This is a genomic window from Anaerozeibacter quisquiliarum, from assembly GCF_051162045.1.
GTDB lineage: Bacteria > Bacillota > Clostridia > Christensenellales > Aristaeellaceae > Anaerozeibacter > Anaerozeibacter quisquiliarum.
The window spans coordinates 104357-127520 of record NZ_JBISDI010000001.1; the positions used below are offsets into that span (position 1 = coordinate 104357).

18 protein-coding genes are annotated in these 23164 nt (G+C 65.2%); 13 read left to right on the forward strand and 5 right to left on the reverse strand.

The features are described from left to right. Positions 1-31: 31 nt before the first annotated feature. The 6 genes from argC (at position 32) to carB (ending at position 9441) form a co-directional block, all read left to right on the forward strand. Entirely contained in the window at positions 32-964 is a 933-nt protein-coding gene (gene argC / locus ACH6CV_RS00480) for an N-acetyl-gamma-glutamyl-phosphate reductase (protein ID WP_456356184.1), read from the forward strand. Then, positions 961-2181, forward strand: a complete 1221-nt coding sequence (gene argJ / locus ACH6CV_RS00485) for a bifunctional glutamate N-acetyltransferase/amino-acid acetyltransferase ArgJ (protein WP_456356185.1) — start codon at positions 961-963, stop codon at positions 2179-2181. The genes argC and argJ overlap by 4 nt, the downstream gene beginning before the upstream one ends. A 13-nt stretch (positions 2182-2194) precedes the next feature. Beyond that, entirely contained in the window at positions 2195-3052 is an 858-nt protein-coding gene (gene argB, locus ACH6CV_RS00490; protein WP_456356186.1) for an acetylglutamate kinase, read from the forward strand. A 4-nt stretch (positions 3053-3056) separates the two neighbouring features. Beyond that, complete coding sequence (locus tag ACH6CV_RS00495) at positions 3057-4226, forward strand: acetylornithine/succinylornithine family transaminase (protein ID WP_456356187.1); 1170 nt, start codon at positions 3057-3059, stop codon at positions 4224-4226. An 84-nt stretch (positions 4227-4310) separates the two neighbouring features. Then, positions 4311-5396: a carbamoyl phosphate synthase small subunit gene (locus tag ACH6CV_RS00500; RefSeq protein WP_456356188.1), complete on the forward strand. Its 1086-nt coding sequence runs from the start codon at positions 4311-4313 to the stop codon at positions 5394-5396. Next, positions 5383-9441 (forward strand): carbamoyl-phosphate synthase large subunit, encoded by a 4059-nt coding sequence (carB, locus tag ACH6CV_RS00505; RefSeq protein ID WP_456356189.1) that lies wholly within the window; start codon positions 5383-5385, stop codon positions 9439-9441. The genes ACH6CV_RS00500 and carB overlap by 14 nt, the downstream gene beginning before the upstream one ends. Here the strand turns inward: carB and ACH6CV_RS00510 are convergent. The 3 genes from ACH6CV_RS00510 to ACH6CV_RS00520 all read right to left on the reverse strand — a co-directional run bounded on the left by ACH6CV_RS00510 (position 9438) and on the right by ACH6CV_RS00520 (position 12117). Beyond that, complete coding sequence (locus ACH6CV_RS00510) at positions 9438-9917, reverse strand: chemotaxis protein CheD (RefSeq protein ID WP_456356190.1); 480 nt, start codon at positions 9915-9917, stop codon at positions 9438-9440. The two genes, carB and ACH6CV_RS00510, sit on opposite strands and share 4 nt — an antisense overlap. Further along, positions 9917-10537 carry a chemotaxis protein CheC gene (locus tag ACH6CV_RS00515; RefSeq protein WP_456356191.1) on the reverse strand — a complete coding sequence of 207 codons (621 nt, stop codon included), beginning with the start codon at positions 10535-10537 and terminating at the stop codon, positions 9917-9919. The genes ACH6CV_RS00510 and ACH6CV_RS00515 overlap by 1 nt, the downstream gene beginning before the upstream one ends. Positions 10538-10713: 176 nt before the next feature. Next, entirely contained in the window at positions 10714-12117 is a 1404-nt protein-coding gene (locus ACH6CV_RS00520; RefSeq protein WP_456356192.1) for a glucose-6-phosphate isomerase, read from the reverse strand. Positions 12118-12254: 137 nt separating this feature from the next. Between ACH6CV_RS00520 and ACH6CV_RS00525 the strand changes: the two genes are divergently transcribed. Beyond that, positions 12255-13241: a DUF3810 family protein gene (locus ACH6CV_RS00525; protein ID WP_456356193.1), complete on the forward strand. Its 987-nt coding sequence runs from the start codon at positions 12255-12257 to the stop codon at positions 13239-13241. Between the two features lie 142 nt (positions 13242-13383). Here the strand turns inward: ACH6CV_RS00525 and ACH6CV_RS00530 are convergent, their stop codons facing one another. Continuing rightward, a complete protein-coding gene (locus ACH6CV_RS00530) occupies positions 13384-14232 on the reverse strand; it encodes an EFR1 family ferrodoxin (RefSeq protein WP_456356194.1) in 849 nt (282 codons plus the stop codon). 257 nt (positions 14233-14489) lie between these two features. Between ACH6CV_RS00530 and ACH6CV_RS00535 the strand changes: the two genes are divergently transcribed. The 3 genes from ACH6CV_RS00535 to ACH6CV_RS00545 all read left to right on the forward strand — a co-directional run bounded on the left by ACH6CV_RS00535 (position 14490) and on the right by ACH6CV_RS00545 (position 17643). Then, the gene (locus ACH6CV_RS00535) at positions 14490-15041 is read left to right on the forward strand and encodes an ECF-type riboflavin transporter substrate-binding protein (RefSeq protein WP_456356195.1); all 552 of its coding nucleotides are present in this window, start codon (positions 14490-14492) and stop codon (positions 15039-15041) included. Positions 15042-15112: 71 nt separating this feature from the next. Further along, positions 15113-16819, forward strand: coding sequence for an ABC transporter ATP-binding protein (locus ACH6CV_RS00540; protein ID WP_456356196.1), 1707 nt, complete (start codon positions 15113-15115; stop codon positions 16817-16819). Further along, complete coding sequence (locus ACH6CV_RS00545; protein ID WP_456356197.1) at positions 16816-17643, forward strand: energy-coupling factor transporter transmembrane component T family protein; 828 nt, start codon at positions 16816-16818, stop codon at positions 17641-17643. The genes ACH6CV_RS00540 and ACH6CV_RS00545 overlap by 4 nt, the downstream gene beginning before the upstream one ends. A gap of 17 nt (positions 17644-17660) precedes the next feature. On the opposite strand, the gene ACH6CV_RS00550 is transcribed toward ACH6CV_RS00545, so the two are convergent. Continuing rightward, positions 17661-18074 (reverse strand): (deoxy)nucleoside triphosphate pyrophosphohydrolase, encoded by a 414-nt coding sequence (locus ACH6CV_RS00550; protein ID WP_456356198.1) that lies wholly within the window; start codon positions 18072-18074, stop codon positions 17661-17663. 115 nt (positions 18075-18189) lie between these two features. Between ACH6CV_RS00550 and ACH6CV_RS00555 the strand changes: the two genes are divergently transcribed. The 3 genes from ACH6CV_RS00555 (at position 18190) to ACH6CV_RS00565 (ending at position 23146) form a co-directional block, all read left to right on the forward strand. Next, positions 18190-19479 carry a class II aldolase/adducin family protein gene (locus ACH6CV_RS00555; protein WP_456356199.1) on the forward strand — a complete coding sequence of 430 codons (1290 nt, stop codon included), beginning with the start codon at positions 18190-18192 and terminating at the stop codon, positions 19477-19479. 114 nt (positions 19480-19593) lie between these two features. Next, positions 19594-20388: an Ig-like domain-containing protein gene (locus ACH6CV_RS00560; protein ID WP_456356200.1), complete on the forward strand. Its 795-nt coding sequence runs from the start codon at positions 19594-19596 to the stop codon at positions 20386-20388. A 286-nt stretch (positions 20389-20674) separates the two neighbouring features. Beyond that, entirely contained in the window at positions 20675-23146 is a 2472-nt protein-coding gene (locus ACH6CV_RS00565; protein ID WP_456356201.1) for a glycogen/starch/alpha-glucan phosphorylase, read from the forward strand. Positions 23147-23164 lie beyond the last annotated feature (18 nt).

Consider the following 23164-nt stretch of genomic DNA (forward strand, 5'->3'; position numbering starts at 1 on the left):
AATTATGCATCTCTGGATGGGAGGGCCTCGTATGGCGAAGGTATTCATCGACGGCCAGGCGGGCACCGCGGGGCTGGAGCTTTATGAGCGGCTAAACCAGCACGGGGGCGTCGAGCTGCTCGAAATCGATCCCGAACGGCGCAAGGACGACGCAGCGCGCGCGGCGCTGATGAACGAGGCGGACGTGGTATTTTTATGCCTGCCCGATGCGGCGGCGATCGAGGCCGTGCGGCTGGTCGAAAACCCAAAAACCGTGGTCATCGACGCCAGCACGGCGCACCGCGTGACGGAGGGCTGGGTCTACGGCCTGCCCGAGCTGGCCCCCGGCCAGCGCGAAGCGATCGCCGCCGCCCGGCGCATCGCCAACCCCGGCTGCTACGCCACCGGGTTTTTGCTGGCGGTGCGCCCGCTGATCGAACTTCATCTCGCGGACGCCGACTACCCGTTCGCTTGCCAGGGCTTGAGCGGCTACAGCGGCGCGGGCAAGGCGGCGATTGCCGGGTACCAGGCCGCCGATCGGCCCGTTGCCTTGAGCAGTCCCCGCCAGTACGGCCTGTCGCTCAAGCACAAGCACCTGCCCGAGATGCGCGCTTACGCGGGGCTTGACGAACCGCCGCTGTTCACACCGGTCATCTGCGACTTTTACCGCGGCATGGCGGTCAGCGTGCCGCTGTGGACGCGGCGCATGCGCAAACGCCTGACGCCCGCCGAGCTGATCGAGCGACTCGCCGCCTACTACGCGGACCAGGCGCTGGTCGAGGTCTTGCCCGCGCGTGAGGACGGCTTCCTGCCCGTGGGCCTGATGGCCGGACAGCCGGGGGTTCAAATCTACGTACAGGGCAACGAGGCTCAAATGGTGCTGACGTCGGTGCTCGACAACCTGCGCAAGGGCGCGGCGGGCGCGGCGGTGCAGAACATGAACCTGGCGCTGGGACTTCCTGAATATAGGGGGATACTCGCATGAACATCGAATGGATCCACGGCGGGGTGTGCGCGCCCAAGGGCTTTGTCGCTGGCGGGGTACATTGCGGCATTCGCAAAAATCAGACCAAGAAGGATCTGGCGGTGATCGTGAGCGAGGCGCGCTGCACGGCCGCGGCGGTCTATACGCGCAACAAGGTGTTCGGCGCGCCGATCACCGTCACGCGCGAGAACCTCGAAAACGGCTTTGCGCGCGCGGTGATCTGCAACAGCGGCAACGCCAATACCTGCAACCTGGGCGGCGTCGGGCACGCGCGCGCCATGTGCCGCCTGGTCTCGGAGGCGTTCGGCGTGCCCGCGGACGAGGTGATCGTGGCCTCGACCGGCGTGATCGGCCAGCCGCTCAACCTTGCGCCGATCGAGGACGGCGTGCGGATGCTCAAGGGGAATCTCTCGACCGCGGGCGCGGCGGACGCGGCGCAGGCCATCATGACTACCGACCTGGCCGTCAAGGAAGCGGCGGCGCGCGTTATGATCGGCGGCGTGCCGGTCGTGCTGGGCGCGATCGCGAAGGGCTCGGGCATGATCCGGCCCAACATGGCGACCATGCTCAGCTTCGTCACCACAGATTGCGCCATCACAACCCAAATGTTACAAAAAGCGCTTTCGTTGGTGGTCGACGATACCTATAATATGGTGAGCGTCGACGGGGACACCTCGACCAACGACATGGTGTCGGTGATGGCGAGCGGCCTCGCGGGCAATCCGGTGATCGACGGCCCCGGCGAGGACTTCGACGCCTTTTGCGCAGCGCTGCACCAGGTCGCCGCCGACATGGCGCGCCGGATCGCCGCCGACGGCGAGGGCGCGACCAAGCTGATCGAGTGCCGGGTCAAGGGCGCGCCCGACCGCCCCCTCGCGCGCGCGGTGGCGAGGTCGGTCGTGATGTCCAGCCTCGTCAAGGCGGCGATGTTCGGCGCGGACGCCAACTGGGGGCGCATCCTGTGCGCGATCGGCTACACCGAAGGCGACTTCCGGGTGGATACGATCGACGTGGACATTTCCTCCCCCGCCGGCCGGATCGCCGTGTGCCGGCAGGGCTTCGGGTTGGCGTTCGACGAGGCCGAAGCGAAAGGGGTGCTGCTTGAAAAGGAAATCACGATCGACATCGCGCTGAACCAGGGCGAAGCGCAGGCCACTGCCTACGGCTGCGACCTGACCTACGACTACGTCAAGATCAACGGCAACTACCGCACATAAGGGGGAAGCGCGTATGGGCCATCTGTCCGAGGAGCTGCGCGCGGGGGTACTCACCGCGGCGCTGCCCTACATCCAGAAGTATTCCGGCAAGATCGTAGTGGTCAAGTACGGCGGCAACGCCATGATCAACCCCCGGCTCAAGCAGGCCGTAATGAACGACATCGTACTGCTGACGCAGGTGGGCGTCAAGGTGGTGCTGGTGCACGGCGGCGGGCCGGAGATCAGCGCGACGCTTACGCGCCTGGGCATCGAGTCGCGGTTCGTGGACGGGCTGCGCGTCACCGACGAAGAGACCATGCAGGTGGTGCAGATGGTGCTGTCCGGCAAGACCAACAAGGACCTGGTCGCGCTGATCTCGGTGTGCGGCGGCAAGGCGCTGGGGCTGTGCGGCATCGACGGCGGCATGATCCGCGCGAAGAAGGCGGCGCAAGACCTCGGCTACGTGGGCGAGGTCGCGCATGTGGACACCGCGCCGATCCTGAACGCGCTGTCGGACGGCTACATCCCGGTGATCGCCACCGTGGGCGTGGACGAGCACGGCGCGGCCTACAACATCAACGCCGATGTTGCGGCCAGCGAACTGGCCGCGGCGCTCCACGCAGAAAACCTGATCGCGCTGACCGACATCCGCGGGCTGATGCGCGACGTAGACGACGAGTCCACGCTGATTCCGGTGGTGCGCCTGGGCGAGGTGGACGCACTGATCGGGCGTGGCGTAATCACCGGCGGCATGATTCCCAAGGTGCGCTCCTGCGAGGTCGCGCTTCAAAAGGGCGTGCGCAAGGCCGTCATGATCGACGGGCGCGTGCCCCATTCCATCCTGATCGAGATGCTGTCGGATGAGGGCATCGGCACGATGTTTGTGAGGTGATCGCATGAAAGATCTGAAAAAACGTGAACAAGGCGCGGTGGCGCAGACCTACGCGCGCTTTCCGGTCTCGCTGGTCTCGGGCGCGCTCGCGCGCTGCACGGACGATTCCGGCAAGACGTACATCGACTTTACCAGCGGCATCGGCGTCAACGCGCTGGGCTTCTGCGACCCCGGCTGGGCGCGCGCGGTGGCCGAGCAGGCGCATACGCTCCAGCACGCCTGCAATCTGTTCTACACCGAGCCGATGGTAAAGCTCGCGGAGGCGCTGACCGCGCGCACCGGCTTCAAACGGGTGTTCTTCGCCAATTCCGGCGCAGAGGCCAACGAGGGCGCGATCAAGCTCGCGCGCAAGTACGCGTTCGACCGGCGCGGGCCGGGGCATTCCACGATCGTGACGCTTAAAAACTCGTTCCACGGCCGCACCGTGACCACGCTGTCGGCGACCGGCCAGGACGCGTTCCACAACCACTTCTTCCCGTTCACGGAAGGCTTCGCCTACGCGCCGACGAACGACCTCGCGGGCACGCTCGCGCTGCTCACCGATGAGGTTTGCGCGCTGATGATCGAGCTTACGCAGGGCGAGGGCGGCGTGGTGCCGCTGGATGTCGGATATGTGCGCGCGCTCGCGGATACCTGCGCCCAGCGCGATATCCTGCTGATCGTCGACGAAGTGCAAACGGGCATCGGCCGCACCGGCACGCTGTTCGCCTACGAGCAGTACGGCATCATGCCGAGCGTGGTCACCTCGGCCAAGGGACTGGGCGGCGGGCTGCCGATCGGCGCGGTGCTGATGGGCGAGAAGGTGCAGGACACGCTGGGCACAGGCACCCACGGCACCACCTTCGGCGGTAACCCGGTGTGCTGCGCCGGGGCCTGCGCGGTGCTGGACAGGCTGGATGAAGCGTTTCTCGCGGACGTGCGGCGCAAGGGCGCATCGGTGCGCGCCTTCCTCGAAGCGCTGCCGGGCGTGCGGTCGGTGGCGGGCATGGGCTTGATGCTGGGCATCGAGCTTAAGAAGAACAACGCACCGGCGGTGATCCGGCTGTGCATCGAACGAGGGCTGCTCACGCTGTCGGCCAAGCACAAGGTGCGGCTGCTGCCGCCGCTGAACATCGACGACGGGACGCTGGAAGAAGGGCTTGCGATCCTGGCATCCGCGATCGCGGACGCCTGACCCCCATTCCCCTCCGGATGGGAATGGGAAGGGGCCGCCGCCCACGCTAAAAATCAAGACCAACAAAGCTTGAAGGTGATGTACATGCACAAGGGCTACCTGGTGCTCCAAAATGGGCGGGTGTTCTCCGGGGAGCGGTTCGGCGCGCCGGGGGAGGCGCGCGCGGAGTTGGTGTTTGCCACCGGCATGGTGGGCTACATCGAGACGCTGACCGATCCCAGCTACCACGGGCAGATGGTGGCGTTTACCTTCCCGTTGATCGGCAACTACGGCGTGATCCCCGAGGACTTCGAGGGCGCGCCCGCAAGGCTTTCCGCCTGCATTGTGCGCGAGGCCGCGCTCACGCCCTCGAACTTCCGCTCTCAGGCGCGGCTGCACGAGTACTTGGCGGAATCGGGTGTGGTCGCTCTACAGGGCATCGACACGCGCGCGCTGACCAAGCTGCTGCGCGAAGAGGGCGAGATGAACGCCGCGATCCTGGATTCGCTTCCGTCCGATATGGAGGCGTTCACCCGGGAACTCGCGGCGTTTTCCATACGGGCCGACGTGTATGCGGTCACCTGCCCCGCGCCCTACGCGCTGGGCGAGACAGGCCGGCACGCGGTGCTGTGGGACTTCGGCCTCAAGCGCACGATGGTCCGGGCGCTGACGGAACGCGGCTTACGCGTAACCGTGATGCCCGCGAACAGCAGCGCCGACGATATTTTGCGCCTCGCGCCGGACGGCGTGCTGCTGTCGGGCGGCCCCGGCGACCCGGCGGCCCACCCGGAGATCCTGCGCGAGATTGCGCGCGTAAGCGAAGCGCGCGTGCCGCTGATGGGCGTGTGCCTGGGCCATCAGATGCTCTCGCTCGCGCGCGGCGCAAAATGCATCCGGCTCAAGTACGGCCACCGCGGCGGCAACCAGCCGGTTCGGCGCAAGGCCGACGGCAGGCTGTTCACCACGGGCCAGAACCACAGCTACGCGGTGTCGTCCGAAGGGTTGCCCGAAGGCGCGTCCATCTCCTACGAAAACGTCAACGACCGGACCTGCGAGGGGCTCGACTACCGAGACATCCCGGCGTTCTCGGTGCAGTTTCACCCGGAAGCCCCGGCCGGGCCGCTGAACACCTCGTTCCTGTTCGACCGGTTCATTGGGATGATGGGAGGGCGCGCGCATGCCGCTGTTTGAAGGGCTCGACAAGGTGATGCTGATCGGCTCCGGCCCGATCGTGATCGGCCAGGCGGCCGAGTTCGACTACGCCGGCACGCAGGCCTTGCGCGCGCTCAAGGCGCTCGGGCTGTACGTGATTTTGGTCAACCCCAACCCAGCCACGATCATGACCGACCGCGCGGCGGCCGATGAAATCTACATCGAACCGCTGTCGCTTGAGGTCTTGAGGCGCATCGTCCGCAAGACCCGGCCCGACGGCCTCTTGTCTACGCTCGGCGGGCAGCACGCGCTGACGCTGTCGATGCAGCTGGCGCGCGAGGGCTTCCTCGAACAGGAAGGCGTCCGGCTGCTGGGCGCGCGGTTGGACACGATCGACCGCGCCGAGGACCGGCAGCGCTTCAAGGATACCATGCTCGAGATCGGCGAGCCCGTTATTCCCTCGGGCGTGGTGACCGATATCGAGGCCGCCTGCGCGCTGGCTGCCGAGATCGCCTACCCGGTGATCGTGCGCCCGGCGTTTACGCTGGGCGGCTCGGGCGGCGGCATCGCGCAGGACGAGGCCATGCTGCGCGAGATCGCGCGCAGCGGGCTTTCCGCCTCGCCGATCCGCCAGATCCTGGTGGAGAAGTGCATTGCGGGCTGGAAAGAAATCGAGTTCGAGGTGGTGCGCGACGGAGCCGGCAATGCCGTGTGCGTGTGCTCGATGGAAAACCTCGACCCGGTCGGGGTGCACACCGGCGACTCGATCGTGGTCGCGCCCGCGATGACGCTCGCCAACCCCGAATATCAGATGCTGCGCACGGCGGCGCTCGGCATCGTGCACGCGCTGGGCGTCGAGGGCGGCTGCAACGTGCAGTTCGCGCTCGAGCCCGAGTCGTTCGAATACGCGGTGATCGAGGTCAACCCGCGCGTGTCGCGCTCGTCGGCGCTGGCCAGCAAGGCGACCGGCTACCCGATCGCCAAGGTGGCCGCTCAGATCGCGGTCGGGCTCAAACTGGACGAGATCGCCAACGCCGTGACCGGCGCGACCACGGCCTTCTTCGAGCCGGCGGTCGATTACGCGGTCGTGAAATTCCCGCGCTGGCCGTTCGACAAGTTCGTGTACGCCAAGCGCGCGCTGGGCACCCAGATGAAGGCGACCGGCGAGGTGATGGCGATCGCGCCCTCGTTCGAGGCCGCGCTGATGAAGGCGATCCGGGGCGCGGAGATCGGCATGGACACGCCGCGCCTGAACCGGCTGTCCGTACTCGATGATGAAGCCGTGCTCGCGCTCTGCGCGGCGCCCACCGACGAGCGGCTGTTCCACCTGTACGAGGCGCTTGCACGCGGGCGGACGGTCGACGAATTGCACGCGCTGACCATGGTCGACGAGTGGTTCCTCGAAAAGCTTAAGAACATCTTGCGCATGGAGGCGCGCCTGATGGCCGAGGCGGACGCGTCGGGCGACGCGTTGAGCGAGGACCTCTACCGATCGGCCAAGCGCATGGGCTTCCCCGACGCCGCGATTCGCCGCCTGAGCGGCAAGTCCATCGCGCGGCCCTTACTGCCCGCCTACAAGATGGTCGACACCTGCGCGGCCGAGTTCGCGGCCGAGACACCCTACTTCTACGCCGGCTACGACGAGGAAAACGAGGCCGCCCGGTTCATCGAATCGCGTAGAGGTAGGGGTAAGCGGGCGATCGTGCTGGGCTCGGGCCCGATCCGCATCGGCCAGGGCATCGAGTTCGACTACGCCTCGGTGCACTGCGTATGGACGCTCAAGGCGCAAGGCTACGAAGTCGCCATGGTCAACAACAACCCGGAGACCGTTTCGACCGACTTCGACACCGCCGACCGGCTATACTTCGAGCCGCTCACGCCCGAGGACGTGGCCGGCGTGATCGCGACCGAGCGCCCGGATGGCGTGGTGGTGGCCTTTGGCGGCCAGACCGCGATCAAGCTGACGCGCGCGCTCGCGGATATGGGTGTGACCATCTTGGGCACCCAGGCCGACGCGATCGACGCCGCCGAGGACCGCGAGCGCTTCGACGCGCTGCTGGAGTCCCTTTCGATCAAGCGCCCCAGGGGCGCGTCGGTGCGCACCCCGGCGCAGGCGCTCGAGGCGGCGGGCCGCCTGGGTTATCCGGTGCTGGTGCGCCCGTCCTACGTGCTGGGCGGGCAGAACATGATTATTGCGTTCGAGGACGCGGACATCGAGCGCTACATGGCGCTGATCCTCGAGGGCGGCGCGCGCTCCCCGATTCTGATCGACCAATACCTGCCCGGCGTCGAGGTCGAGGTGGACGCGATTTGCGACGGCGAGGACGTGCTGATCCCCGGCATCATGGAACACATCGAGCGCGCGGGCGTGCACTCGGGCGATTCGATCGCGGTGTATCCGGCGTGGAACCTGACCGGCCCGATCACCGAGCGGCTGATCGACTGCACCAAGCGGCTGGCGCTGGGCCTGAACACGCTGGGGCTGATCAACATCCAGTACGTGATCTACCGCGGCGAGGTGTACGTGATCGAGGCCAACCCGCGCGCCTCGCGCACGATCCCCTACATCAGCAAGGTGACCGGCCTTCCGGTGGTCGAGCTCGCCACCCGCGCGATGCTGGGCGAGCGGCTGCACGATTTCGGTTACGGCACGGGGCTCTACCGCGCGGCCCCGTTCTCGGCGGTCAAGGTGCCGGTGTTCTCGTTTGAAAAGCTGGAAGGCGCCGACAGCCAGCTGGGCCCGGAAATGAAGTCCACCGGCGAGGTGCTGGGCGTGGGGCGCACGATGCAGGAGGCGGTGTACAAGGGGTTGCTGGCCGCGGGCGAGCATATGGCGCGCGGGGGCGGCGTGCTGCTGTCGGTGCGCGCGCGCGACCGGCGGCAGGCCGTCCGGCTGAGCCGGGTGCTGACCCGTCTGGGCTATGCGCTCTACGGTACCCCGGGCACCGCCGAGGCCATCCGCGCGGCGGGCATGCCCTGCGCGACGGTCGCGCGGATGCTCGAGGGCCATGACATGCGCCGGCTGCTCGAGCAGGGCAAGCTCTCCTACGTGATCTCCAATTCCGACCACGGCGCGCTGCCCACGCGCGGCAGCGTGCAGCTTCGGCGCGTGGCGATCGAGCGCGGCGTGACCTGCCTGACCAGCCTCGACACCGCCGCCGCGCTGTTTGACGCCATCCGCAGCGGCTACAGCGCCGAAAACATCGAGCTCGTCGACATCGCCCGGTTGCCGGAGGCCAGGCGGCGGCTGCGCTTCGTCAAGATGCGCGCCAGCGGCAACGACTACATCTACTTCGACTGTTTCGATCAGCAAATCCCGAGCCCCGAGGCGCTTGCGGTCGCGCTGTCCAGCCGCCGCCATTCGATCGGCGGCGACGGCGTCGTGCTGATCGAGCGCTCGGCCGCCGCCGAGGCGCGCGTGCGCCAGTTCAACCGCGACGGCACGCCCGGCGCGGTGTCGGGCAACGCGCTGCGCTGCGCGGCCAAGTACCTGTACGACAGCGGCCGGGTGCGCGTCACGCGGTTTGTCATCGAGACCGACCGCAGGGCGCACGAGGTGCAGCTGTACCTGCAGGGCGGCCGGGCGTATTCGGCGTCAGTCTGGATGGGGCGGCCCGATTTCACGGCCGCTGCGGTGCCGGTAAAGCTTGGCGACATGCCGGAAATCATCGAGCACCCCTACCCGGTCGCGGGCGAGGTGCTCCCCATCAGCTGTGTCTCGATGGGCAATCCCCATGCGGTGACATTCGTGGACGACGTGGACGCGGTCGACGTTGAGAAGCTTGGCCCGGCGCTCGAACGCGCGCCGATCTTCCCGGAGCGCGCCAACGCATCGTTCGTGCGCGTGGTGGACGAGGCGACGCTCGACATGCGCGTGTGGGAACGCGGCATCGGCGAGACGCTGGCCTGCGGCACCGCGGCCTGCGCCGCGGTGGCGGTGGCCGTCCGGCTGGGCTACTGCCCGATGGGCCGCGACATCGAGGTCCGCCTGCCCGGCGGCAGCATGACGATCCACCAGGCCCCGGGCGGCATCACGCTGACCGGCGACGCGCAAAAGGATTTTGAGGGGGTCATAGAGGTTTAAATCTTCTTGTCCGCGGGCGGGCGGATCGTGCGCACGGTCAGCGCGCCGGTCTCGCAGTTGAGTATGATGGTGCGGCCCACGCTGCCGCCGACGTCCTGAGCGACGACGGGAACGGCGCATTGCCGAAGCGCGAGCAGGCTTTGCTCTATATTGCGTTTGCCGATCTGGAGCACGTTGACCTGCTCGACCATGCCGAACATGTGCGCCCCGCCCGCGAGCTTCCCCACGATCAGCGCGGGCGACGCGCCCTCGCGCAGCATGCGGCGCTTGAGCTCCCGGGCGGCGGTATCGGCGCACTTGGCGAGGTTCGCCTCGCCGCTGGCCGCGTTCGGCAGCAGCACATGCGCCAGTCCCCCGATCTTGCTGACCTTGTCGTACATGACGATGCCCACACAGGAGCCCAGGCCCAGCGTCGTGATCGTATGAGGCGCCCGCGCGACCGCCATATCCGCAATCCCCACCATGATATCAGCCATTACGAATCAAGCCCCATTTTCTGCATCAAAATACGATGGGATTCCACGTCGGGGATCAGGAAGAAGTGACCGGTGATCTCCCGGTCATCGTCGGTGAACACGGTCTCCAGCAGCAGTACCGAGTCGCTGTACTGCCCGTAGACGGCGGCGGGCAGGTTCATGATCGCGGCGGCCATATCGATGACGAGACTGGGCACGGAACAGTTGATCGACAGCCCCGTCAGTTCGCCGACGGCATTGATGTAGGAGCCGCACAGGATGTTCGCCAGCTCCGTCAGCGCGGATTGCTGCATCTCGGTCAGCACGTCGCCCGAGAAGGTATCCTCGATGCCCATGGCGTGGATCACGGAGGCGGTGAGGTCGCTCGCGTCCTTCATGTTGAGCACGAACAGAATCGAGCCGGTCAGGTCGCGCTCCATGCCCACGAGCATGCCCGCCACCAGGGTCTCCGGCCCGCCGAGCAGCTCGGTGATGGTCTTGAAGTCGCACAGCGTCGCGGTGGGCACATTGAGCCCGATCGGACGGTCGAGCATCGAAGAGAGCGCCGTGACCGCATGTCCGGCCCCAATGTTTTCAAGCTCTTTAAAAAAATCCAGCTGATCGGCTGACATTCCCTTCATGGCCGTGCCCCCGCCCTTCATGTGTTTTGGTATTCATTTCAAGAGTTTACCACAATCGCGCGAATCCATCAAGAGGAATCAGCCGCCGCACATTAAGGCATGCGCGAGGTGTCGCCCTATAGGAAAGGCCGCCCGTCCAACGATCACGCGGTTTGGGCGGGCGGCCTTGCTGACCTTTACAGGATATACTCTCCCTTTCTCTCCGGTCTCCCCTTCATCTCCTCGCGCTTGGCGCTGTGCTTCTCGCTGTCGAAGCCCATGACCGCGTAGGCGGCCACCTTGCTCTCCTCCACGCCGGGCTGGTTGAACGCGTCGATGCCCAGCAGCGCGCCGGCGTAGGCGGTGACCAGTTCGAAGAAGTACAGCAACTGCCCGATCGTGTGGGCGTTGACCTCGGGCAAGGTGATCGTCTGGCTCATGCGGCCCGAGCGGTACAGCGCGTACTCGGTACCCTGGCGCTCGGCCTCGATCAGCTGGTTGTGACTCTTGCCGCCCAGGAACGCAATGGTGTCGATGTCGGGCACGCCGTGCGGGATGGGCGTCTCGGCGCGGAATTTCTCCACCTTCAGGAAGGTCAGCACCTTGTCGTAGGGGCCTTCGGTGTACAGTTGCAGCTGCGAGTGCTGGTCGGTCACGCCCAGCGTCTTGACCGGTGTCTGGCCGACGTTCACGCGCTCGCCCGTAAGCGTCACGTTCTTGCCCAGGCTCTCGGCCCACAGTTGTGCATACCAGTCTGCGATCAGCCTCAGCGAATCGGCGTAGGGCATCATGACCGAGATGTTCGCGCCCCACTGCATCGCCAGGTGCATCAGCCCCGCGTCCATCAGCGCCGGGTTCCGCCAAGGATCGCCGACCTTGCAGCGCTCGTCCATCGCGCGCGCACCGGCAAGCAGCGCGCGGATGTCGATGCCGCACACCGACGCCGCCAACAGCCCCACCGGGCACAATTCCGAGAAGCGCCCGCCCACGCCGTCCGGGATGTAGAAGGTCTCGTAGCCCTCGCGCTCGGCAATCTTTATCAAGAAGCCCCGGGTCTTGGAGGTGGTCGCGATAATGTGCTTCTTGTAGTCGTCTCCGACCGCTTTCTTCAGCGCCTCCAGCACGATCAGGTACTGGCTCATCGTCTCGGCGGTGCCGCCCGATTTGGTGATGACGTTAAAGCAGGTCTTCTTCAGGTCGATCACGTCGAGCAGCGCGGCCATGCGCTCGGGATCGATGTTGTCCTCGATGTACAGCCGGGGTCCCCGCTTCTCGGCGGGCAGTTGGTTGTAATGCAGGTGGCAAAGCGCCTGATGCACCGCGGCCGGGCCCAACGCGCTGCCGCCGATGCCCAACACGACGAACGCGTCGAATTGCTCGCGTACGCGCTGGGCGCTCCGTTCGATTTCCCGCACCACTTCGTCCTGGTTGTACGGCAAATCCATCCAGCCCTGCATGCCCTTGCCGCGATTTGCCTCCACGGTTCCGTGCGCCATAACAAGTTCGGGAATCAGCGTTTCATATGAAGCGCGCGCAATGCCGCGCCCCCCAATGATATCGGCCATCATGTGATTCACATCGAGCTTGATCGCCTGATTCATGATACCCCTCCTATTTCACTCTGTTGCCATTATAACCATCTAATGTTAAATCAATGCCATGAAATACATTTGCGTTTCGACCTTTTGCGTGGGATAATTGTCGCGGGGGATCCATAGCATGGAACGGAGGGATGGGCATGAAAAAGCGGACGATTGTCTCCGCGGCGCTGTGGGCCGCGGCCTTGCTGTGCGCGCTGCTGCCCAAGCCCTGGCTGGCCGAGCGCGTGTCGCGCCCGCTTTTGAAGCTGCTCGGCCGATGGAGCGCGGGCGTGCCGTTCCCGATCGCGGAGCCGCTGGTGATCGCGCTGATTGCCCTGTTCGCGATCGCGCTGGCCGCCGCGCTGATCCGGTGTGTGACGCTGCGCAGGGCCTCCCCCCTCGCGCGTTTCGCGCTGGACGTCGCGATGGTAACCGGGGCCCTGACGCTTTTGTACTTGATCGTCTGGTTCCCCGTCGCGCGCACCAGCGCGCTGGCAACCCCAACGCCCGCCCAACCGCGGCAGGCGCTCTTCGCGCTGTGCGAGCGGCTGACCGAGCAGGCGGACGGGCTGCGCGCGCTGTTGCCGGACGCCCTCGACTACAAGCGCGAGCGCATCCCGGAGGCGGCACGCCTGGCGATCGGCGCGCAGGCGCCCGCGAAGCTGGCGCGCTACCCCGAGTGGATGGACGCGCTGGGCATCGCGGGCATGCTGTTCCCGTTCACGGGCGAGGCCATCCTGGACCCGGGCGAGCCTATCCTGACGCTGCCGTTCGCGGCCGTACACGAATTGGCGCACCAGCTGGGCTACGGGCGCGAGGACGAAGCCAACTACGCGGCCTACCGCGCCTGCCTGAACGGCGATCCGTTCTTCCGCTACTCGGGCACGATGTACGCGCTGCACTACGCGATGAACGCGCTGCGCTTAGAGGACAGCGCCGCGTGGCTTGCGCAAATGGACGCGATGAGCCCGACAGTGCGCAGAGAGCACGAGCGCATGGGCGGCTACCCGGAGGCCGAAATCCCGGAGCGCATGGCGCGCCTGAACCGGGTATCGGAAGCCTTCCTGCGCCTGAGCGGCCAGGACGGCCTGAAAAGCTACGGGAAGATGGTCGATCTGCTGTTGATGGATGTCGAAACGCCCTGAGGTTGTCCGGCGGCGCCGTGAACAAGGCGTCCCGATTGTACAACCATTGGAAGGCCGCCCGCTCTCGAGTGGGTTTTGCCATCAAACGGAGCGAGCGTCTGTAACGAGGCGTCTCCCCGCAAATTGCATGTCAAGGATCGCTTTATTCAATGTATTTCCGATCCAGCATCAGGTCGCCGGCCGATATATACGGGTTGCGGTATCGCTTCCGCCTATCCGGAAGTCTCATCATGCGCATGAGGGGCGTGTTGATTTGTCGAAGCTGTTCGGGCGGCAAATGGTATTTCACGGCCTTTTTCGGGCAGTAGGAGACGCACGCCATGCAGCAACTGCAATTGTGAAGAAACACAGGGCGGCCGCCTTGCATCACGATATTCCGCTTCGGGCAAACCCTCGCGCATATCCCGCAGGCAACGCAATCATCTGAAGCCGAGAATCCCCTGTCCACCTGCGCTTGTATGGCCTGGTACTTCGGCATCATCCTTGGGTGAATCAGCCTCGTCAGCCAGCCTGCCTTCGGGTAGACATTGCCGGCCCTCCCCTGAATCATGCGAGCTACCTTTATAAGTTTTCGCTCCGTTCGGGGAACGCGCCACCTTGGGGGAGGAAACGGAGGATACACGATGCAGAGATTCGCAACCGAGAACACGCGCTTGGCGTATTGCAGCCTCGCACCTTTCTCCTGCATGAGATGGTCCAGCACCTCAAACGAAAAGCCGTTGATGAAGCTGGGGGTTGAAACGGCAAAGACGTAAGCCCTCGGGTTGATATCCAATGCGGCAATGAAATCTCGTATCGCCTCACAAATCGTCCAGTGATACACCGGAAACACAAACCCGACGACGTCCGCATCGACCGCCGGCACATCGGACGGATCGCACCGCATGGAAATAAGCTCGGTATTGCCCAACGCTTGCGCAATAACCTCAGCGGCCCTCATGCTGTTCCCGGTTCCCGAAAAATAGTATATCCTGTTTGCGCCCGACGACATACCGTCACCTCCAACCCGCCGCATATCACTTCGACACAGAACCGAAAACTCCTTCGCGCAATGGCAAAAAGCGCATGAAAAACCGCCTCGCCCGAGGCGGTCGACGTCCGCCTCCCGCAGCCTTTTACCTCCCTGTCCAATATCTATATGTAGTCCCGCACCTGCAATATAAGTCGTAAGCGATTGCCATTGACAATCGCAGGAAAAGTGACTACACTACAAGATGGGAGTTAATGGATAGGGAAGGAGCGACCTGCATGTTCAAGAAATCACCGATCGTCACCATCGTCGCCATCGGCATCGGCGCCGCGCTGTTCTTCGTGCTGGCCCGGTTCGTCGCCATTCCGAGCCCGGTGCCCAATACCAACATCTCGATCCAGTATGCGCTCCTCGGCTTCATGTCGGTGCTGTTCGGACCGATGGCGGGCCTGGCCATCGGGTTCATCGGCCACATGCTGGCGGATATGTCCTTCGGCTATGGCATCTGGTGGAGCTGGGTGATTACCTCGGGCGTCGCGGGCTTCCTGATGGGCTTCGCCGGGCGGAATATCGAGCTGACCCAGGGCGCGTTCGACAAGCGCGCAATCGTCAGGTTCAACCTCTGGCAGGTCGTCGCCCACGCGGTATCCTGGTTTGCGTTGGCGCCGCTCCTGGACATCCTGATCTTCGCCGAGCCGGCCGCCAAGGTGTTCACACAGGGCCTCATGGCGGGCGTGGCCAACATCATCACCACCGGCATCCTGGGCACGCTGCTGCTCATGGGTTACGCCTCGGCGCGCCCGGCCAAGGGCAGCCTGAGCAAGCAGTAACCGTGATGTTTCATTAAAGAAACCGGGGCCGGATCGTCTTCCCGGCCCCGGCTTTTACTGCGGAGGATAATGTGAGCCGTCCGGTCATCGAGTTCGATCATTTCAGCTTCCAATACGACGCGCAGTCGGAGCCGACGCTCCGGGATGTGAGCCTGACCGTCTTCGAGGGCGAGAAGGTGCTCATCGCGGGGCCGTCCGGCTGCGGCAAATCCACGCTGGCCCACTGCCTGAATGGGCTGGTTCCCTTTGCCTATCCGGGCAGGACCTCCGGCTCCCTGCGGGTGATGGGGCGCGAAACCCGCGAAATGGGCATCTTCGAGCTCTCCAAGCGGGTCGGCACGGTGCTGCAGGACGCCGACGGCCAGTTCATCGGGCTGACGGTGGCGGAGGACATCGCCTTTGCGCTGGAAAACGACGTAGTGCCGCTTCCCGAAATGCGGCGGCGCGTCCGGGAAGCCGCGGCGCTGACGGGCGTCGAGGGACACCTGGCCCACGCGCCTCACGAGCTGTCCGGCGGTCAGAAGCAGCGGGTTTCCCTCGCGGGCGTGATGGTGGACGACGTGGACATCCTGCTCTTTGACGAGCCGCTCGCCAACCTCGACCCCGCCGCCGGCCGCCAGGCGGTGGAATTGATCGACGACATTCGGGCAAAGACCGGGGCGACGGTGGTCATGATCGAGCACCGCCTGGAGGACGCGCTCCACCGCCCGGTGGATCGGGTGATCCTGCTGGACGACGGCCGGGTGGTCTGTGACTTGCGGCCGGACGACCTGGTCTCAGGCGACCACCTCCTGGAGATCGGCCTCAGGGAGCCGCTGTACACGACGGCGCTCAAGTACGCGGGGCTTTCGATTCATCCCGGGATGCGCGCCGGTTCCGTAGCGACGCTCACGCTGTCGGAGGCGGAGGTCGAAGCCGTCCGCCGGTGGTTCCGGCGCGCGCCGGAGGCGCCGCCCCGCCCCGCCCCGAAGCCGCTGCTGGAGGCGGAAAACCTGAGCTTCCGGTATCCGAACGGGCTCAAGGCGCTGGATGGGATCAGCCTGGACGTGGGCGAGGGCGAGATGATGGCCATCGTCGGCTGCAACGGCGCGGGCAAGTCCACATTCGCAAAGCTGCTGTGCGGATTTGAACGGCCCGAGGGCGGCGTCATCCGCTATAGGGGCCGGGACGTCGCCGGGGACAGCGTGAAAAATCGGGCCGACCGCATCGGCTATGTGATGCAGAATCCCAACCAGATGATCTCCCACGCGATGATTCGGGACGAGGTGGCCTCCGGCCTCGTCGCGCGCGGCTTGGAACCGGACGAGATCGACCGCCGGGTGGAGAAGGCGCTGACCGTCTGCGGCCTCTTTCCGCTGCGCGCCTGGCCGGTCTCGGCGCTGTCCTTCGGGCAAAAGAAGCGGCTGACCATCGCGTCCATCCTGACGCTGGAGCCGGAGGTGCTGATCCTGGACGAGCCCACCGCAGGGCAGGATTTCCGGAACTACACGCGGATCATGGAATTCCTGCGCACGCTCAACACCCGGGGCATCGCCATCATCATGATAACCCACGACATGCACCTGATGCTGGAATACTGCCTGCGCGCGGCGGTGTTCGCGGGCGGCAGGCTGATTGCGGACAAAACCGGCGCGGGTGTGCTGACCGATCCGGACATCGTAAAGGCGGCGAGTCTTCGGGAGACTTCGCTGTACGCCCTGTCGCTCAAGTGCGGCATCGCCGACGCGAGGGCGTTCGCGCAGCGGTTCATCGACCACGACCGGGAGGTGCGAGGGTGATAAACCTGTTCAATTACATCGACCGGCGCTCCCCTGTCCACCGGCTGACGGGCGCGGCGAAGCTCATCTGCCTGCTGGTCTCAACCTTCGCCGCGATGACTTCCTTTGACCCGAGGTTGCTCGCCGCAATGGCGGTGCTGTCGGCGGCGCTGTTCCGGCTCTCCCGCATCCGCCTCTCGGACGTGAGGTTCACGCTGGGCATTACCTTCTGGTTCATGGCGCTGAACAACATCCTGATCTTCCTGTTCGCGCCGGAACACGGCGTGGCGCTCTACGGCGCGCGGCATGAACTCGCCAGGCTGCCGCTGGGTTACGCCCTGACGGCGGAGCAGCTCTTTTACCAGTTGAACGTGGTGCTCAAGTACTTCGCGACCATCCCGGCGGTGCTGCTCTTCGTATGCACCACCCAACCCAGCGAATTTGCCGCGTCACTCAACCGCATCGGCCTCAGCTACAAAATCGCCTATTCGGTATCGCTGGCGCTCCGGTACATCCCGGACATCGAGCGGGAGTACCGGGACATCTCGCTGAGCCACCAGGCTCGCGGCATCGAAATGGGCAAGGGGGTCCCCGTGATCCGGCGGATCAAAAACGCCTCCGCCATCCTGTTCCCGCTGATTTTCAGCAGCATGGAGCGGATCGAGGCCATCGCAAACGCGATGGAGTTGCGCGGCTTCGGGAAGCACAAGAAGCGCAGTTGGTACAATGCCCGCCCCTTCGCGCGCGGGGACATCGCGGCCATCGCGCTCAGCGCGCTGCTGCTCGCCATATCCGTCGCACTAACGGCAGCAAACGGCAGCCGCTTCTACAACCCGTTCCGGTAATACATCGAAGGCGCCCGTCATTCGCCTTCCGTACGTCCCCTTACCGCCTCCGCCACCCGCCGCGCGATCGGCACGTCCGCGCCCGTCATCTCGGCCAGCATTTCGGTAAGCTCCGCGGGCGATGCCCAGCGGGCGCGGTCGTGGACGGTCAGGCGCATATCGCCGGCGGTCCATATCGTCCAGTAGGCGCGCAGCAGGATCTCGCCGCGTTCGTAGCGGTGGAGGCTCTCCCCTGCCGGTTCGAGCACGCGCGCCTCGATGCCAAGTTCCTCGCGCAGCTCCCGTCTGAGGCAGGCGCGCTCGTCCTCGCCCGGCTCGAGCTTGCCGCCCGGGAACTCCCACTTGCCCGCATGCGACTGCCCGGACGCGCGCCGCAACAGCAGCACCCGGCCTTCCCTTTCGATCACCGCCGCCGTCACCACGCGCGCCACGCTCACCCCTCCGTTTGGACACGATTTTATTGTTATGGTAATTCAGCGCGCGCGGCAGGAAATCCTGCCCCGCGCGCTGAATTACCATAACAAATCAATATGCAGGAGGCTCGTTATGCACTTTGAATTGCTGCACCCCGCCGATCAGTTGGTCATGCTGATGGAGCGCATCTACCGATACGGCATGACGACCACATCGGGCGGCAACCTGTCGGTGCTGGATGCAAACGGAGACATCTGGATCACCCCGTCGGGCATCGACAAGAATTCGCTCACCCGGCACGACATCGTACAGGTCAAGCCCGACGGCACGCTGATCGGCGCGCACAGGCCGTCGGTCGAGCTGCCGTTCCACAAGAAGATCTACGAGGCGCGCCCCGATCTGCGGGGCATCGTGCACGCCCATCCGCCGACGCTCGTCGCGTTTTCGCTCGCGCGCAAGATCCCCGACACGCACCTCGTGCCCAACGCCTCGCTGGTCTGCGGCAAGGTGGCGCTGGCCAAGTACGACGTGCCGGGCAGCCAGCAACTGGGCGAAAACATCGCGGGCGAATTCGCCAAGGGTTTCAACACGGTGATCCTCGAGAACCACGGCATCGTGTGCGGCGCGCTCGACGTGTTCCGCGCGTTCATGGCGTTTGAGACGCTGGACTTTTGCGGGCGGCTGGAGATCGACGCGCGCAAGCTGGGCACGCCCCGTTCGCTCAGCGACGAGCAGATCCAGATGGACTCCTTAAAGGCGCACCCGGCGCTGGACGCGTTCGTGTCGCGCTCGGTCACGAGCGAGGAATGCGCCGCGCGCCGCGACATGTGCGCGCTGATCCACCGCGCCTACGACCAGCGCCTGTTCACCAGCACCCAGGGCACCTTCTCCCAGCGGCTGTCCGACGGCTCGTTCCTGATTACGCCCTATATGGTGGACCGCAAGTACCTCGAGATTCAGGACATCGTGCGCATCAAGGGCGGCATGTGCGAGGCGGGCAAGACCCCCAGCCGCTCCGCGCTGCTGCACAAGGAGATCTATGATACCCACGAGGACATCCACTCGATCATCATCGCCCACCCGCCCGCGATCATGGCGTTCGCGGTAACCGAAGCGCCGTTCGACTCGCGCACCATCCCCGAGAGCTACATCATGCTGCGCGACGTGAGGCGGCTGCCGTTTGGCGCGACCTCGCTCGACCCCGTCGGCACCAGCGCCGCGTTTTCCACGCATACCCCGGTCGCGATCGTGGACAACCAATGCGCCATCGTCACCGGCTCGTCGTTGCTGAACGCGTTCGACCGGCTGGAGGTGCTCGAGTACTCGGCCTCGGCGATGATCGCCGCGCGCGACATCGGGCCGCTCATCATGATCTCCGATGAAGAGGTGGACGCGATCAGGCAGGCGTTCAATCTGGCGTGACCGACAGACGCGCATCCGGCTTCGGCCGGATGCGCGTAACCAATTTGACAAGCAGAAATGCTTGCAATTGTAACCGTGAGGTTCTATAATGCATATCGTATGAAGGCATTGTGCTTGAAACGGAGTGTTACGTATTCCATGAAGATCGGCAAACGATGGTCGGCGGCGCTGGCGGGCGCGTTGCTGGTGCCTGTGCTGGCGCTGGCCGAGCCCGACGTGCCCGAGCAGTCGTACGCGCAGGACGAGGCAGTGTCGGGCACGCTGCTCACCGAGCCGGAGGGCGCGCCTGAGGAGGCCCCCGAGCCGCCCGAGGGCGAGAGCGCCGAAGGCACGCCGGACTTAGACGTTGAGCCGGTCCTGGTCCGGTCGCTGAGCGTGTCGCTGTCGTCCGGCGTGCTGTTCCCCGGCGGCAACCTCGCGGCCCGCTGTCATGTATCACCCGAGGGCGCTTCGCAGGATATCGAGTGGTCGAGTTCGATGGAGGCGGTGCGAGTGGACGCGTCGGGCATGGTGCGGGCGGCCTCGCGGCTGAAGCTGCCCGACGAGGGCCTGGATGTGGACATATGGGCGCACGCGACCGACGGGAGCCTCGTCATGAACTGCGCCACGGTACGGCTGATGCCCGCGGCCACCTTGCTGCGCTTCTTTGAGGAAACGCTCGAACTCAACGCCGACCAGGACGAGCGCTCGGCGCGCGTGACGGTGGAGCTTGCGCCCGCGGCGCTCTACGGCATCACCCCGATCGAATGGAGCAGCTCCGACCCGGATGTCGCCCGCGTCGAGGGTACGGGCATGCGCGGCGAGATCGGGCTGATCCGCTGGACCGGCACGCGCGGCAGCGCCGTGATCGTGGCGCGCGCGGCCGACGGCTCGGGCGTCCAGGACGCGCTGACCGTCAACGTGGGGTAAAGTGGACGGCCGCGGGCTGTCCACCACATTTTACATAAAAAGTTCTTCGCTTGTGTTTTCTACAAATCTGCCCGGTATTCCCTTTTTCAATCATCCGATATTGCCAGTTTGTCAATTTGATTAAAATCACCGTCGCTGTTTCCCGCTCTTTCGCGCCGATGCGCGCACAATTGCGCGAAACGGCGCTTGCGCGGGGACGCGCGTTTGTGTTAGACTTGAGCGGATTGGGTATACCCTGCATACGTTGGGGGATACCGCATGCTTTTTGTTTGCGAGGAGGCTCATTATGCAAGAAGCGCTTGTGGCGCGCGATATCGGCGCCGCGCTTACCAGGGATCAGATTGTGGAGAGCATCCAGGGCAAGCTGGCGCGGCATTTCGGCTGCGAGATCATCGACGCCACGCCCGACCAGCTCTACCAGGTGATCGCGTCCACCGTGCGCGACGAGGTGATGGCCCGCCGGGCGCAGTCGCGCGGCGTACGCAAACAGGCCGGCAGCAAGAAGCTGTACTATCTGTCGGCGGAATTCCTCGTGGGCCGGGCGCTGCACAACAACATGATCTCGCTCGTCAACGAGCCCAACTACATCGCGGCCTTTCGGGAGCTTTCCATCGACAAATCGCTGATCTTTGAGCAGGAGCCCGAGCCGGGTCTGGGCAACGGCGGGCTGGGTCGGCTCGCGGCCTGCTTTCTGGATTCGCTGTCGGCCTTGAAGCTGCCGGCGATGGGCTGCACGATCCGCTACGAATACGGTCTGTTCCGCCAGAAGCTGGTGGACGGCTACCAGATCGAACTGCCCGACAACTGGCTGGCCAACGGCAACCAGTGGGAGGTGTGCCGCCCCGACCAGACGGTCGAGGTGCGCTTCGGCGGCCACGTCGAATCCTACGAGCAGGACGGCGTGACCTGCTACCGCAGCGTGGACCAATCGACGGTGCTGGCGGTGCCCTACGACATGCCGGTGCTCGGCTACGACTCCACGATGGTCAACATGCTGCGCATGTGGTCGGCGCGCTCGCCCAAGCAGCTGGACATGACCTCGTTCAACCGCGGCCAGTACGCGCAGGCGATGCAGGAGAAGACGCTGGCCGAGGTGATCTCGAAGGTGCTCTACCCCGAGGACAACCACGACGAGGGCAAGGAACTGCGCCTCAAGCAACAGTACTTTTTTTCCTCCGCCACCGTGCAGTACGCGGTGAGCGACTTTCTCAAGCTGCACGGCCCCAACTTTTCGATCTTCCCCGACAAGGTGGCGCTGCACATCAACGACACCCACCCGGGCATGGCGATTCCGGAGCTGATGCGCATCCTGATCGACGAGCACCACCTCCCCTGGGATCAGGCGCAGGACATCGCGCGCCGCTCGTTCGCCTACACCAACCACACGGTGCTGCGGGAGGCGATGGAGCGCTGGCCGATCGACCTGGTCAAGCGGCTGCTGCCGCGCATCTACATGATCCTCGAGGAGCTCAACCGCCGGCTGTGCGACGACCTGTGGCAGGTATATACCGGCCAGTGGGAGCGCATCGGGCGGATGGCGATCATCGGGTACGGCTACGTGCACATGGCGAACCTGTGCGTGTCGATGTCGCACACGGTCAACGGTGTCAGCCAGATCCACGCCGACATCCTGCGCCGCCAGACCTTCCACGACTACTATCTGATCGACCCGCCGCGCTTTTTCGGCATCACCAACGGCATCACCCACCGCAGATGGCTGATGCAGGCCAACCCGCTTTTGACCGCCCTGCTCGACGAGGCGATCGGCGAGGCCTGGAAGAAGCAGCCCGAGCGCATGGCCGACCTGATGCCGTTCGCCAAGGACGCCGCCTTCCTGGAGAAATTCGACCGCGTCAAGCAGGCGAACAAGCTGCGGCTGACAGCGTTCGTGCAGCGCTCGCAGGGCATTGCGCTCGATCCGGGCAGCATCTTCGACGCCCAGGCCAAGCGGCTGCACGAATACAAGCGCCAGCTGCTGAACGCCTTGCACATCCTGACGCTGTACAACCGCATCGCCGAGGATGCGAAGTTTACCATGCCGCCGCGCACCTTCCTGTTCGGCGCGAAGGCCGCGCCCGGCTTCTATCGCGCCAAGCTTATCATCCGGCTGATTAACGCCATCGGCGAGCTGGTGGCGAAGCACCCGCGCGCGAGTCGGCTTATCAAGGTGGTGTTTCTCGAGAATTACTGCGCCTCGATAGCCGAGGTGCTGATGCCGGCGGCCGAGATCAGCGAGCAGCTGTCCACGGCGGGCAAGGAGGCCAGCGGCACCGGCAACATGAAGTTCATGATGAACGGCGCGCTGACCGTGGGCACGATGGACGGCGCGAACGTCGAGATCTCCCAGGCGGTCGGCCGCGACAACATCTACATCTTCGGCCTGTCGGCCGAGGAGGTGGAAGCCGGCTACGCCACCTACAGCGCGCACGAGATGTACGAGACCCATGTCGGCATCCGCCGCGCGATGGAGCAGTTGATCGACGGCACGCTCTCGCCCGACAACCCGCGCCTGTTCCAGGAGCTGTACCACGCGCTGCTGTTCGGCGACGGCGGCGGCATGGCCGACCCCTACTTCGTGCTCAAGGACCTGCCCGACTACGCGAAGACGCAGCTGCGCGTGTCGAAGGACTACCAGGACCGCAAGAAGTGGCTGTCGATGGCGGTGAAGAACGTGGCCGGCTCGGGCGTGTTCTCCTCCGACCGTACGATCGCCGAGTACAACGACCTGATCTGGCACCTGAAGCCGCTGGAACTGTAATATGCTGAGGCACGATTC